Genomic DNA, 14,503 nt, shown 5'->3' on the forward strand with positions numbered 1-14,503 from the left:
GGCCAAAACCTATCTTAAGCCGAGCACTGGAATGACTGGTTTTTATATTAATGCTTTAATCAGACGATTCTTTCTATGCATTTCAAAGGTTAATTTCAATCCACAACTTGCCTGTTTCACATATTCTAGCGACAATACAGTATGAGTTTATGGCCTTTATAAGCATCCTATAATTGTTATTTAAATCTTTTCAATATTGCGTTGTCGCCTTTGCTGCCATTGTCATGATGGTACCTAATTTCGCTTGGGCAAAAGATAACTGGTTAACGGTCAAGGTAACGGGCGCATCAGGACGGTTAACCAAAAATATCCAAGCGCATTTAGGCAATAACCCCGATTCTGAAGTACAACGCAGAGCCTATTTATTTACTGTAGAAGACAATGTTAACGCCGCGCTGGAATCCATCGGCCATTATCACGCAAAAGTATCGATTAACGTTGAAGAAGCGACCAAGGGCCCCTGGAAACTTAACATCGATATCGATGAAGGTGCGCCTACCATTGTTCAGTGGATAGACATTAAATTCAGTGAGCAAATGATTGAAGATAACAGCTTTAATCGTTGGCTTGATCAGTTAACTATCAAACCTGGTGATGTGTTAGATCACGGCGTATACCAAGAGTTAAAAAATCAGCTGGTTACATTAGCTATGGCCAGAGGCTACTTCGATGGAAAATTCTCACGGGCTGAAGTGGTGGTTAATCGGGATGTGAATACCGCTAAAATCCACTTGCATTATGACTCAGGTAGACGCTATCAACTGGGTAACGTCGAGTTTCATGGTCATACTCTCAATGATGAGTTCATGAAAAAACTCATCCCGTTTAAACCCAATTCAAATTATTCAACCCGGCGGTTAAATCGATTGAACCGCAACCTTATCGATACTGGCTACTTTAGTAATATCAAAGTGTTACCACAAGTTGATGCCATGACCGACGTCGATGTCCCCATCAGAGTTGACTTAAGCCCAAGACCAACACACTCATTTGAATTAGGTTTGGGTGCCGATATTGGTACCAATGCCGAAAAAACCATTGAGCCAAGGGTCAGGCTCACTTGGCGGATGCCGCAAATTAACAGCTATGGCCATACTCAAGAAACTACTATGGAATGGTCACCTGACAGGCCTAAGTTTTTAACCACCTATACTATTCCGTTAAAGCACCCGTTAGATGATCAGCTACAATTTAAGATTGGATTACTGCGAGATAAATATGGCGTTACCCAAGATTATAATGAAGAAGATAGAAGCTACGATTACACTGGCCAGCTAGAGTCAGAGAAACGTTTACTCGGGGTGATCAGACAACAAACCCTAGCCGACCAATGGCTATTTGGTTATTCACTTGAATATAGCCAAGAGCTTTATAATCAATCCAATATTGATTACGATTCAAAATTCCTTCTTGCAGGCTTTGGTATTGGCAAAACCGTTCGCGGCGATAACACCTTAGACCCCAAGTCGGGCTACCGTCATATTTACAGTATGCAATATGGTGACCCTAATTTAGGCTCTGAAATTCGACTGTTAAAATTTGAAGCTAACTTTAAATGGATTGATACCTTTTTCGATCGGCATCGTTTTGTAGCCCGACTCGACTTAGGCGCCAACATTGCTGATAGTGACGATATCGCCCAAATATCACCTTCGCTACGTTATTTTACCGGTGGCGATCAGAGTATTCGCGGTTATGGCTACCAAGAGCTAGGGCCATTCATTGAATACACCAACGAAGACGGTAGCACGTCACGTCAGGTTGTCGGCGGTCGTTATTTGATGGTGGGCAGTTTAGAGTATCAATTTTATTTAACTGACACATGGCGACTTGCCAGCTTTGTGGATGCGGGTAACGCTTTTGATACAGAAACATTTGAACCTATTGCCTCCGTCGGCGGCGGCGTTCACTGGATCTCTCCTATCGGGCCCATTAGATTCGATTTAGGTGTCGGCTTGAAAGAAACAGAAACGGTCGATAGATCTTGGCGAATTCATTTAACCATGGGGACGGATTTGTAATGACAGAAAAATCCAAGCTACCCCAGCATCATAACGACCATGAAGCCCATGACGCTACACCACTAGATAAAGTGCCAGCAAAGCCGCCATTAACGCTTTGGGCGCGATTATGGAAATACTTCAAACATACCACTCGAGTGATTATCTATATTCCACTGCTGATTTTAATTTTGCTAGCAGTGCTCATTGGCACGCCTTTCGGCGCACGTATGTCAGTGATGTTAGCCAATCAATTTGTGCCCAATCTCGCATTAGACTTACGCTCTGGCACCATCAATAAGCAACTCGAATTTAACCATGCAAGCTGGTCAATGGATGGCGTAGCGGTAGAGGTTGATGACTTAAGCTTATCTTGGCTGCCAACCTGTTTGTTTAACAAGCAAATTTGTGTCGATAAGTTACACGCAAGTGGCGTGTGGGTACGAGTAGCTACTGATGAGTTTGCCGATGATGTGCCTAGTGAAAGTACCGTTGCAAACGCTCGAACAACTCAAGCTGCATTAGCAGATAATCAGCCAGCTAACACTGATAAAACTAATGAAAGTAAAGATGAAGTACCTGAACCGCTGATTTTACCTGTAGTTATTGGCCTTAACGAATTAGACTTAAACTCAGTTGAGGTCAGCGTAAATGACATGCGTTATAACGCCAGCCGCTTGCAAGGCAAAGCACTATGGAATAGCAAAGGCTTAAGAGTTAATTACCTTTATAGTGACGGTTTGCTGGTTGATATTCCTCTTGCCAGTGATGATGTTGCAGCGCCGAACAATACCACTGAGGTAAATGACGACTGGGCTATGGCAGCATTACCAGTGGTTTATATGTCATTCCCTATTTACCTTGAACAACTGATTAGTAATAACAGCGTGATGGTCTTGGGAGCAAGAACCGATGATTTCGCAAAAATAACCTTAGCAGGCAGCTATGTTGATGACTTAATTGATGTGCAGCAATTAGCCATCACTCATGATTACGGTGAGGCAACATTAGAAGGCGATATCCGTTTAAATCACGATTACCCAATGAATATTAACGCCGATTTTAGCCTTAACAATGTGGCCGAAATTCCTGAATTAACCCAGCAAAAAATCAAACTCAGTGCACACAACGGCTTTGATGATTTAGCCGTTACCCTTGCCGCTGAAGGTGACTTTACCATTAATTTTGACTCAAATATCACTTTGAGTAAGCCCGAAATGCCTTATCGAATTGATATAAGCAAAGCCCAAATTCAGTGGCCTTTGATTAAGCCTGACTATGTCACTGATATCAAAACATTATCAAGTACCGGTGACTTCAACCAACAACATGTTGTCCTTGATGGGCAATTCCTCAGCCCCTATCACCCGCAGCTTGAAGTTAATAGCGCAATGCAGCTATCACATACCAATGTGGATATTGCAGATATTGTCATTAGCTCAGATGCGGGGGATATCGCAGGTCAAGCGAGTCTTGATTGGGGTAATGATTTTAGCTGGCAAGCCAAACTCGACACCACTGATTTACAGCTAGAAAAAATCGATTATCTTTATGAACTCACCGAGCTTAGCAGCCACATCAGTGGGATATTAACCACCACAGGTAAGGTTTCTGATACTAGCTGGGAAGTAAATATTGTAGACAGTGATTTAAGCGGCAGTTTAAATCAGTACCCTCTTAGCGTTAAAGGTCAGGTACAATTTGATAATAACTTCGCCATCAATGCCAAAGACCTACAAGCACAAGCCCTCGGCACAACCCTACTTATCAATGGTCAAGCAGATACAGTATGGGATGTAGATGCATTACTTGATGTACCTGACATCAGCCAGTGGCTACCAGATAGTAAAGGGTCAATTACCGCAAAAATCGATGTCACTGGCGATGCCAAACAACCTATCGTTGATATTAACGGCCAAGTGGCCGATTTTGATTTTGCCGATATGAAGCTCGACAGACTGACATTAACGGGTCACTACTTACCGTTAAATGAGCATCAATTTAGCGTGAATCTCGCCAGTACTGCTTTTAGCTGGAGCGAACTGGACTTAACTGACGTAGAGCTAATCGCCTCAGGAGATCTTGGCCAGCAAACATTGCAACTGTCTACGGGTGGAGAGCTAGCCATTAACACCCAATTGAGCAATATATACACGGCAGATAAACAACGCTTTGATACTGAAGTTAACGCCTTATCCTTAACCAATATGCTCGGAGATTGGCAGTTAGATAAGCCCATCACGATCGTTTGGGATCAACTCAATCAACTTGGCAGCGCCAGTCCTTTTTGCATTAATCACCCCAGCAATAGCCTGTGCCTGATTGAACCTGCAAATTTTGGTACCCAAGGGGATATTCATATTCTTGCACAAGGCACACCTGGCCGCCTACTGCAGCCAATATTACCCGAACGCTTGGTATGGATTGGTGACTCTAGCCTTGATGCCAAACTGAATTGGTCTGAGGTTGAAAAGTTACAAGCAGATGTTGATTTAACCTTATCTGAGGGCAAATTAGAATTAAAGCGCTCAGAGAATGATCGCATCGATATCATTTACGACTTAGTTAACTTACATGTCACATTAGATGAGCAGCAACTAACGGGTCAATTATCAGTGCAAGCAGATAGCATCTCAGATATCAGCAGCCAAGTTAACATCAGCACCCAGCCTTCAAGAGAGCTATCAGGGCATATCAATATTGACGAGTTAGATTTAACTGGCTTACAGGGCTTCTTCCCTGAGCTGGCGACATTACAAGGACTGTTTTCCACTGATTTAACCTTATTAGGCACTTTAAATGAGCCTGAAGTCGGTGGCAAAATGACACTATCAAAAGCAGCTATTGCCACTACAAACAACCCGACTTTGATTGAAAATATCAATTTAATAATGGAGCTCGCTGGCCAACAAGGTAATGTAACAGGCGATTTAACCATGGGGAAAGGCCAGGCAAATATCAATGGTAAGTTGGCTTGGCCAGAGGGTAACTTTAATGGTGAAATTGATATAAAAGGTAAAAAGCTCGCCTTTATTCAGCCCCCTATCGCAATATTGGATATTACTCCTGATGTAAAAATTAACTTTAGTAAAAATCAGCTGGCGATCACGGGCACTGTCGATATTCCTAGCGGGGAAATTACATTAGTTCAACTAGCTGAGGGTGGTGTAGCGATATCTAGCGATGTGGTATTTAAAGACTCGATTTCAGAACAAGAAGAAAAAGTCAGCCCTTACGCTATCGTCGCCGATCTCAATATTAATGTGGGCAAGAACCTTAACATTGATGGCATGGGCTTAAACGGCAAGTTAGAAGGAACATTATTGCTACAGCAACAAGCCTTCAAACCACCGCTGTTATTTGGTGATATTAAAGTGAATAATGGCAGTTATAAATTTATGGGGCAAACCCTAACCATCAGTACTGGTGAAGTGCAGTTTGTTGGCCCAAGCTCAGTACCCAACTTAAATATTGAAGCAGTAAAAGAAATCAAAGATGAAGATCTCACCGCAGGCGTGAGAGTCACAGGCACAGCCATGCAGCCAGTAGTGACCTTGTTTTCAAACCCTGCCAAAGAGCAAGCCGAAATTCTATCCTACATAGTCACCGGCACAGGCTTTGCGAACTCTGGTAATGATCAAAATAATGCTTTAATGATGAGCGCGGCGTTAAGCTTAGGCTCACAGTTTGGCGGCGGCGCAATGAACAACATTGGCTCAACAGCGACGGGCTTAATTGAAAAAATGGGCTTTTCTAATGTACAACTTGATGCCAACGATGAAGGACGCTTTGCCATTAGCGGTTATATTGGCGAAGACTTGATGGTGAAATACGGTATTGGTGTTTTTAACCCCGGCTATGAAATGACGGTAAGGTATTATATTTTTTCACAGCTTTACCTAGAAACCGTATCAGGCAACTTAAATCAATCCTTAGATATTTACTATAGCTTTGATATTGATTAAGCGTTACAAACCAAATTTTAGTCACAAAAAAAGCGCCTTAAGGCGCTTTTTTCATTCAAATTAGCAATTAAGCAAATTTGAAATCGATGTGTTCGATAAGCATTTTGTACGCGTGACGCTGTACAGCTTGTGCACGAACTTTAATTTCTTTGCCATCGATTACGATAGTTAACTCGCTTGTGTAGAAATCTTCATTCAACTGTTGGTTGATGATATCTTTTTGAGCGAATTTGATAGAAATAGGCTCTTTACCTGGACCGTAGATTACAGCAGGAACTAAATTCGCATGACGTAGGCGGCGGCTCGAACCTTTCCCGATTTCAGTACGGATTTCAGCATTGATAGTATAAGACATGTAATTCTCACTTATATAAAATAATTTTTGTTGTTATTTTCGACCAATAACAACTCGTGCTCGTTATAAAACTAAGCGCGCGGATTCTAACACAGCTAAATAGCGTCAACAAGCATCACGCCGGTATTTTATCCACATGAACTAACTATATAGCCTTTAAATCATGCTAAATATCAGGCCGTGGGTTTTACCAGCTTCTTACCGGGCCAGTATCAAGGTGAATAAAACCAGAACGAGGGTAATAACCAACCCCGCCCATTTTTAACGACATTGCTGCATCACGTAAGGTTTTAAGAGCAATGCCGGGTATGGCTAAATCCATTGCCATTCCCTTCATATGATAACTTTTCTTGGCAACACCATTACTGTTGGCCGCTAACATATTATTGGTGATCGGAGAGCGATAACCAGAAATCACATGAATTTCATCTGAGTTATTCAGTGTCTGTTGAAGCTTATACAGGATTTCATATAAACGCTTATCCATCGGCGCCGCTTGGTTTTGTCTATGGTCACGTAATACATTGCTAAAAAGCGTTAAGGTATCACTGCGATATTCACCATCAACCCAAAAACTGCCTTGCCCGCGCTCACCAGTATGACGGTTGTAAAAGCTCAGATCACGCTGCCCTATTGTAGATCGGCTTGCTTGAGCGGAATTAGAAAACATTGAAGCGACAGCCACCCCACTAATTCCAAGGATTAACTGCCTACGCGAAGGACAAACTAACGACATTAACTCACCACTTTTTAAAAATTCTAACTGTGCACTTTTTGCACAAACGAGGATGAATTTAAAGCTTATGGCAAACAATAGCAACTCTAAAAGAACATAAGTTATGTATAAATCATGTGCAGTTTAGCAACTTCTAATAAGGTCAGGCACTTAACGTGACGTCAACTGTAATGGGCTTGTTGCATTATTTGCCACTACTGTTTTATCTGTGTTATTTAAATGATAAATATCATTTCGATATTGGGCCAAGTTATCTTCACCAACCCAAGCATTCCAATACACTATATGCACAGGAATGGTCTGTGACAGCGAAAACCATTGAGTATTTTTTTGATTAGACTGCATACGCGCCCAAGTGCGTTTATCTATTACCACATTATCCGCGAACCACTCAGCCAATTGCTGCACTTTTTCAATGCGAATACAGCCCGATGAAAGCGCTCGATTTGCCTTATTAAAAAGCCATTTATCTGGTGTGTCATGTAAGTATATATTCAGATCATTTTTAAAATGAAATTTATAACGCCCCAACGCATTAATTTCCCCGGGTCGCTGCACCAAACGATATGGAAAGGCTGCAGTTGCGGCCATTTGCCATTCATCAGCGGTTTTATCAATTTTAATCCCAGCTCGATCAAAAACATCAAATTGTCGATCGCGAAAATAATCACCATCTTTAGCCACTTTAGGCAAGATATCCCGTCGTAACAGCTTTTTAGGTACTGTCCAAGTAGGATTAATGACCACATTGGATATTTGTCCTGACATCACAGGGGTTCTTCGATAGGCCTTGCCGACAATTACTCGAGAGGTCATGGCGATTTGACTATCATTGACTAGCACCATTTCAAAGGCGGGAATATTTACCAATAAATAACGCTCTGACAGTTGATGTTGATAACTGGTTTTAGCCACAAAATTACTGGCAAGTAATATGGCGCGCTGTTTAGGTGTTTGGTTTAACCAATGTAAGGTATTGGGACCAATAACAGCATCGGCTTTTAAGCCATGACGCTGCTGAAATGACACCACCGCGTTCGCTATATTGTCATCATAAATATGTTGCGCTTCTGAACGAGATGATAAGTCCCCAAGTAACCATAAACGCTGTGAAATAGCACTGATAGTCTGATGGCTATCGCCAGGCCGTAAAAAACCGCCGGGGACAATTGGCTGCCATTCATGGCGGTTATCAAGCCACATTAATCGTCTAATATGGTTAAGAACTCTCAAGTAATCATCTACCGGAGGCTCTAAAGAAAAAACTTTGTTTTGAAGTGAAGCGTTGGAAGCCAGATTGTGATACTGCAGTTCAACAGATTTATCAGCCCAAAACCTATCAACTTCATTTTGTATTGTGTCGATATATTCAAGCTTTTCAGCCTCTGTACCCTGGCGCAGAATCGTTAAATATGCTTGCCATTGAACACTGGAGTCAGTCAACGAAATCAATAATACATGTTGCGCAAGGGTGTTATAAACCGCATCCGAAGCCGCAATCTTAGTCATTGGCGTAAAATACAAGAATAATATCACTGCAAAAGATAACGCAACTCGATGAAAACAGCATCTCACCATGAATTATCCTCCTAAATACTGACTACGAGCTTTTGAGTATGGCAAAGAAATACCATCCTTGTGTTACATAAAATATGACACTGTTAAAAGATAATACGAAAGTTGGAGATAGATAGCGGATTTAGCGCAGCAATTCGACAGTGGTAGAGCTGTGATAAGTCGAGTTCTGTTAAACGATGGGCATAACTGCTATAAACAAACTCCGCAATACTTATTACGTTAATTTCACAGCAGTTAATATGAATAAAAAACAACTCATGCAAGTGATGGCCTCGGACATCGGTATCTCACAATCTCAAGCGAAAATTCAAATCGATCAAATTGTTTCTCAGATCCATAAAGCACTTACCGAAGGTGAAAAAGTTTACATTCCGCAATTTGGCACATTTGAATTACGCTACCATTTAGCGAAAAATGGCTACAACCCACAAACCGGTGAAGCAATGGAAATTCCAGGATTTAACCAACCAAGCTTTAAAGCTGCGCCTGGATTGAAAAAACTCATCAATCAGTAATAAAGCCATAATCCCATTTCAAAGGCCTTGTTTTACTAGTAATAGCAGCAAGGCTTTTACCAATAACTACACCATTTCATAATCATCTTCTAAACTTAAAGTCAAAGTCACCTTACCCAGCGCTCAACCATGAACCTTAACCATGCTGTGATAAGTGTTGTTCTACTGCTATGCACTTTTATTCCATTACAGGAAACCTCAGCCTCCTACGAGAGCTTTGAGCTATCAACAACAGCAAAAATTATTGTTGTTGGTGACATCCATGGCGACTATGGTGAATTTGAAACATTAATTCGTGCAGCAGGCATTATCGATGACCAACTGAACTGGCAAGCTGGCGACACTCAGCTAGTCAGTGTCGGCGATCTGCTGGATAGAGGCCCTGACTCCCGCAAAGTAATGGACTTGTTTATGCGTTTAGAGCAACAGGCCACCGCAGCAGGAGGCGCAGTACATCTTGTGTTGGGTAATCATGAATTGATGAACCTTATCCGTGAACTTAACTACGTACCCACTGATGAATATAAACACTACCTGGATGATGAATCTGCGGACGTACGCGAAAATTACTGGCAGCAATACCTTTCATATGCAACTGAAACCAGTGCCGGAATGAGTCAGCAATCGCTATTATCGACCTTTAACACTGAATACCCTCCCGGCTACTTTGGCCATATGCAGCTCTTTTCTACCAAGGGTAAATATGGCCGTTGGCTGTTGAGCAAGCCCAGTATATTAAAGATCAATGAGGTGCTATTTCTCCATGGTGGACTTTCTGCCAAGTTCCCTCTGTCAACCTTAGCCGAAGTAAACAACGAATCAGTAAAAGTAATACATGATTACATGGAAGCTTTTGAGCAATTAAAACTCCAAGGCGCATTAAGTCACCTTGATGATTTCTTTAGTCGCCAAGAAAAAATAGCACGGCGGTTACTATCTGCAGGCTCTGACGAACATAAATCCTTGTACCAAAGCTTTGTTAATCTCAGCCAGTCTTTTTACCTCGATGGAGAAAGTCAATTCTGGTATAGAGGCTCAGCTCTTTGCCATCCAATCTTTGAGGAAGAGATACTTGATCGCGTTTTGCAACACTATAAGGCCAAACAATTGGTGATTGGTCACACAACCACGAGTAGCCGCGTTTTTGAAAGCAGAATGAAGGGCAAGGTGATCAATACTGACACTGGACTGTACCGAAAATATTATCAGGGCAATCCAATGTTATTAGCCATTAACAAAGATGAACTTCAACAATTTGATGGTAATCAATGGCGTCCTTTTGAGGTTGACGATGGTCAATACCGTGAGATTTACCAAGGCCACAGCTATCAGGACTGGGAACAGTTATTAACACAGGCAATTATCACTAAACTTGAGCCTATAGGGACTGGTGTGACACAGTCGAAAAAAGCTTATTTGGAACATAACGGACTGCGTTTCAAAGCTATTTTTAAAACTGAAAATATCATCCCCAGAAATGCCTCTAAAGATAAATATCGCAATACCGACAGTTATAAATACGAAATAGCAGCGTACAGGATAGCCCGTCACCTTGGATTGAATATGATCCCGCCAACGGTACTTCGAACCATCAAAAATAAACAGGGCTCGCTACAATTGTGGATAGATGACACTTTTAACGAAAAAAATCGCATCGAGGATGAACGTTATCCAAGCGAGTATTGCGTTCTGTCATACCAAGCCAGCCTGATGAATATGTTTGATATTTTAATTTTCAATGTAGATAGAACCCAAAGCAATATTCTCTATACAGAAGCGGATTGGATGATGTGGATGATAGACCACTCTCGAAGCTTTAGAACTGGCAAACACGCACCAAAATATTTAAAAGCGGCACGTTTGCGTCACTCGCTAAAAATTGAACATCAATTAAAAAACTTAGACTATCAAAGCCTAGATAAACTCACTAATGGCCTACTCAAGAGAAAACAAATCAAGGCGTTACTCAAACGTCGTGATCTGTTATTAAAAAAGCTGGCAGAACATGAGTAAAAATCCTCATTAACTACGCTCGCTACCTTAAGCCGCTTAAGTGATTTATGCCATACCTGTCAGTAATTCCGTGTTTATTTTCAATATAAGAGCTTAAGCAAAAGCGCTGTACTAGCCCATAAACGCCAAATACTCTAATTAAGATAAAGAGTTAACCAAACTCATAGAGAGGATAACAGGCAAGATACTGATATTGACTTAAATGATTGTAGATTTACTGAGGCTGTAACCAAGAGATTGTAAGCCCCTGTAAATAGCGCTATATTACAGCGGGTTTGACATGTCATCTTTTAAGCCGTCTTCGAACTTAATCGCTTAACCTTCACCAAACCCGATGCCAAAGCCCCGAGCTGTAATATTCTTCATCAGTCATGCCACTCTTTCGCTGCTGTTCCTCAAAATGTTGTTTTACTTTTTGAAAGCGATGCTCAATAGATTCCAATCTGAGGTGAGCTAATTGTTGCTCAGATAGACCACTCGCTCGGAGTCTTTTTTCTAGTTCTTCAATTTTCCAATCTCTCATCCCTTGCATAAACTGCATGCTAATAGCATCTGACTTTAACTTACTTAGCTTACAAGTTCGGATGTCTAGCCGAGGCCCTCGATAAAAAGATCTAGAGTGATCGATGGCCCAAATTTTACCAAGATAAGCTTTTTTCCTGTCCGTCACTTCATTTGGGTCTTCAAATCTTTCATTCAGATCGACTAAAAGGTTGCCAGCATGCCTGTCAACATTGCCAATAATACAATCGAATGTTTTGATTTCTTTTATTTGGTGATTTTTATATTCGGCGGATCCCGGGTAAGGCAGGCTAAGAGCAGTTAAATCGTAAAGCACGACACTATTCTCTACCCATAATTGCAAACTGCCTTTTCTCAATTTTTTACTCGGTTTTAGCCCTTTTTTCCCTATTGGTATACTTCGAAGCACTGTCGCAGGAATAATATTAAGGCCAAGGTATTTTGAAATAATATATGCTGCTAATTCATTGTAGTAGCTATCGTAATACATTAAACCAACGTTACCTCTAGCATAATCTTTTACTGTTTTATCTCGAAAGGCGGCACGTATCTGTACACTATTTTTGACTAAACCTACCCTGCGAATTTCCATAATACTTTCTTTTGTCGTGAACGCTTTAGCAACACTTTTAGAAAGATTAATATCGCCATCATTTAATAAGTCAAAGATAACCGTTTCATCTCGGATTAAAGGAACGGTTACAGCGTGAGACAAGAAAGCGACTAAATATATCGTCAGAAAAAAAGCCATCTTCAAATATTGCATATTGCGCTCCTTCTATTCAATCGATGAGATATCACGCTGGTAAAGTCTATTTTTAAGGGCGATGGATTTCACTTATATCGATATATTTAGGCTCTTTAAGCCACAGATAACAAATCCGTTTATGACAATGCAACTACTTAAAATTAGTTAGCGCTTAGCAAGACATCAGAATTAAAACAGGTATTAATCATGCTCATTGACCAATTGCTTATGCTTGCGAGCAAGGTTAAATGCCAATATTATCCAAAACAGGGAAAGCACCAGATTAACCGCCGCAAACTCATAATGATCAAGCTTGAATACTTTAAGGCCAATAAAGATGATCACCACATGAGCCAAATCTCCCAAACGCCAACAAAATGCATCGATCACAGTCTTCCCTTCAAAAATTTGTTGCTGATTTAAAGGCAGAAACAGTGCATGCCGGGCAGTATTTTGTAATGAATAATCTATGCTATTTTCAGCAATCTTTATTAGCTTAAATAGGGTGAATATAGGGATAAAAGTCGCTAATCCATAGCCCACAAAAGCGACAAAGGGTAAAATTAGAATGGCACCATGTATATGGATCCACTGGAATATTCGAGAAACCAGTAATAGCTGAATTATCATGCTGAATAAGTTTACCCAAGTGTAAAAGTCACTGTAAAACTCACCTATAATCAGTTTGACATCGGCTCCCTGCTGCGCATGAATTTGCACCCATTTGGCCAGAATGTATTCTCCTGTAGTATTCACACAGTTGAGTAACACTACAAACCCAGCAATCACCAACAAGTAACGATTATTCAGTACGGTATCAAAACCTGCTTTGAATGAATGACCATGGTAGTCATTTGTTTGTTTTTTTTTAGATTTCAGTCCAATTAATTTGGGTAACCACATGGTCGCGATAAGTAAAACCGCAGCGACGAGCATCAAGCCTTCAGCGCCAACAAGCTTAAATAGATGTTTGCTAATTTGCGCACCTAATAATGATCCTAAAGATGCCCCTGCTGCAATAAAAGCAAACAAGCGTTTACCCTCATCTGGACTGTAAATATCTGCAGCATAGGCCCAGAACTGGGCAATTAACAGCACATTGATCACACCTAGCCAAACGAAGAAAGGGATTGAAATAGGCACCTTAAACAAATAAAGCCCCCAGAATAATAACAAGCTCACAGCCACAGCTAAGGTGACTCGGGGCAATATTTCATTCGTTCCCTGAGTCCTTATCCAGCTAGCGTATAAAGGCACCAATATCATTAACACCAATGCTTGAATCGCTATCGTGTAAGTGCGTATTTCAGCGGTGTGTTCAGAGAGGATGAGTGCTTCACGGATAGGCTTTAAAATGTAATACAGCAACAGTAGCAAACAGGCGTAAGCGGAGAGCATCAAGGTTGACTTACCTTCTCCCGATTGCACATGAGTAAACAATCTCATTAAGCGTTCTAGGTAACTTAAGTCGTTCCTGCTGTTTGCTTCCATACCTGTAAATAATACCTTGTTTACTTTCAGGGTATCGAAAAGCTTAGCAGAGGCATGTGTACTGTCAAATATGTAAAGCTAAAGGCAACACTCATCCCAGCGACGTAAAGATATTGATTGAGAGGATTTTTTATCGTCTAAAAATCCGATATGGCTAATTGATTTAATACATTAATTTAGCAAGAACAATTCAAATAAGTCCGTCAACAATAGTCGATGAATCTGATTGATTTCGTCGTTTTAACACACCTGATACGGATCAGGATTTCAACACAAAGTTTCAATGTAACGCGGCTAAATTTAGCTGTGTTCACTCGTGGTACTCGCCAGACTTGAACGAGCAAATATCACTATTTCACAAACTTCAGATACAAAAAGGTCAGACTTGAACCGGCACGCCCTATTTTAAAACGATGAGGGATTGTTATATCTTGTCATTCATTTAGCAAATTTCAGATACAAAAAAGCCTCAACTAATGTTGAGGCATTTTGGCACCATACTGACGTATATTTTTGATAATAAAACTGATGGTACCCGAGGCCGGACTTGAACCGGCACGCCCTATTTTAAAACGATGAG

Annotated in this window: 9 protein-coding genes; 4 read left to right on the plus strand and 5 right to left on the minus strand. The window is 41.0% G+C overall.

Annotated elements, in window-relative coordinates:
• Positions 1-224 precede the first annotated feature (224 nt).
• On the plus strand, positions 225-2,021 hold the full coding sequence (locus Q4546_RS06665) for an autotransporter assembly complex family protein (RefSeq protein ID WP_102439895.1): 1,797 nt from the start codon (positions 225-227) through the stop codon (positions 2,019-2,021).
• Positions 2,021-5,965, plus strand: coding sequence for a translocation/assembly module TamB domain-containing protein (locus tag Q4546_RS06670; RefSeq protein ID WP_303445943.1), 3,945 nt, complete (start codon positions 2,021-2,023; stop codon positions 5,963-5,965). The genes Q4546_RS06665 and Q4546_RS06670 overlap by 1 nt, the downstream gene beginning before the upstream one ends.
• A 67-nt stretch (positions 5,966-6,032) precedes the next feature.
• Here Q4546_RS06670 and rplY read toward each other — a convergent pair whose 3' ends face one another.
• The 3 genes from rplY to Q4546_RS06685 all read right to left on the minus strand — a co-directional run bounded on the left by rplY (position 6,033) and on the right by Q4546_RS06685 (position 8,634).
• On the minus strand, positions 6,033-6,320 hold the full coding sequence (gene rplY, locus Q4546_RS06675; RefSeq protein ID WP_076539958.1) for a 50S ribosomal protein L25: 288 nt from the start codon (positions 6,318-6,320) through the stop codon (positions 6,033-6,035).
• 187 nt (positions 6,321-6,507) lie between these two features.
• A complete protein-coding gene (locus Q4546_RS06680; RefSeq protein WP_102439896.1) occupies positions 6,508-7,056 on the minus strand; it encodes a DUF882 domain-containing protein in 549 nt (182 codons plus the stop codon).
• 150 nt (positions 7,057-7,206) lie between these two features.
• On the minus strand, positions 7,207-8,634 hold the full coding sequence (locus Q4546_RS06685) for a murein L,D-transpeptidase (RefSeq protein WP_303445944.1): 1,428 nt from the start codon (positions 8,632-8,634) through the stop codon (positions 7,207-7,209).
• 239 nt (positions 8,635-8,873) lie between these two features.
• On the opposite strand from Q4546_RS06685, the gene Q4546_RS06690 reads away from it, so the two are divergent.
• Together Q4546_RS06690 and Q4546_RS06695 are read left to right on the plus strand one after the other, a co-directional pair.
• Entirely contained in the window at positions 8,874-9,149 is a 276-nt protein-coding gene (locus Q4546_RS06690; protein WP_076539954.1) for an HU family DNA-binding protein, read from the plus strand.
• A gap of 129 nt (positions 9,150-9,278) precedes the next feature.
• Positions 9,279-11,162 carry a metallophosphoesterase gene (locus Q4546_RS06695; protein ID WP_303445945.1) on the plus strand — a complete coding sequence of 628 codons (1,884 nt, stop codon included), beginning with the start codon at positions 9,279-9,281 and terminating at the stop codon, positions 11,160-11,162.
• Positions 11,163-11,484: 322 nt separating this feature from the next.
• Here the strand turns inward: Q4546_RS06695 and Q4546_RS06700 are convergent, their stop codons facing one another.
• Both Q4546_RS06700 and Q4546_RS06705 read right to left on the minus strand, forming a co-directional pair.
• Positions 11,485-12,450 carry a hypothetical protein gene (locus Q4546_RS06700; protein WP_102476062.1) on the minus strand — a complete coding sequence of 322 codons (966 nt, stop codon included), beginning with the start codon at positions 12,448-12,450 and terminating at the stop codon, positions 11,485-11,487.
• 183 nt (positions 12,451-12,633) lie between these two features.
• A complete protein-coding gene (locus Q4546_RS06705; protein WP_303445946.1) occupies positions 12,634-13,923 on the minus strand; it encodes an NTP/NDP exchange transporter in 1,290 nt (429 codons plus the stop codon).
• Positions 13,924-14,503 lie beyond the last annotated feature (580 nt).

It is taken from the genome of Shewanella sp. 4_MG-2023, from assembly GCF_030548015.1.
Classification (GTDB): Bacteria; Pseudomonadota; Gammaproteobacteria; order Enterobacterales; family Shewanellaceae; genus Shewanella.

What these genes read in the sequence shown, in the direction of transcription:
- Q4546_RS06665 (WP_102439895.1), top strand. Translation starts at nt 225, where the DNA reads ATGATGGTACCTAATTTCGCTTGGGCAAAAGATAACTGGTTAACGGTC.
- Q4546_RS06670 (WP_303445943.1), top strand. Translation starts at nt 2,021, where the DNA reads ATGACAGAAAAATCCAAGCTACCCCAGCATCATAACGACCATGAAGCC.
- rplY (WP_076539958.1), bottom strand. Translation starts at nt 6,320, where the DNA reads ATGTCTTATACTATCAATGCTGAAATCCGTACTGAAATCGGGAAAGGT.
- Q4546_RS06680 (WP_102439896.1), bottom strand. Translation starts at nt 7,056, where the DNA reads ATGTCGTTAGTTTGTCCTTCGCGTAGGCAGTTAATCCTTGGAATTAGT.
- Q4546_RS06685 (WP_303445944.1), bottom strand. Translation starts at nt 8,634, where the DNA reads ATGGTGAGATGCTGTTTTCATCGAGTTGCGTTATCTTTTGCAGTGATA.
- Q4546_RS06690 (WP_076539954.1), top strand. Translation starts at nt 8,874, where the DNA reads ATGAATAAAAAACAACTCATGCAAGTGATGGCCTCGGACATCGGTATC.
- Q4546_RS06695 (WP_303445945.1), top strand. Translation starts at nt 9,279, where the DNA reads ATGAACCTTAACCATGCTGTGATAAGTGTTGTTCTACTGCTATGCACT.
- Q4546_RS06700 (WP_102476062.1), bottom strand. Translation starts at nt 12,450, where the DNA reads ATGCAATATTTGAAGATGGCTTTTTTTCTGACGATATATTTAGTCGCT.
- Q4546_RS06705 (WP_303445946.1), bottom strand. Translation starts at nt 13,923, where the DNA reads ATGGAAGCAAACAGCAGGAACGACTTAAGTTACCTAGAACGCTTAATG.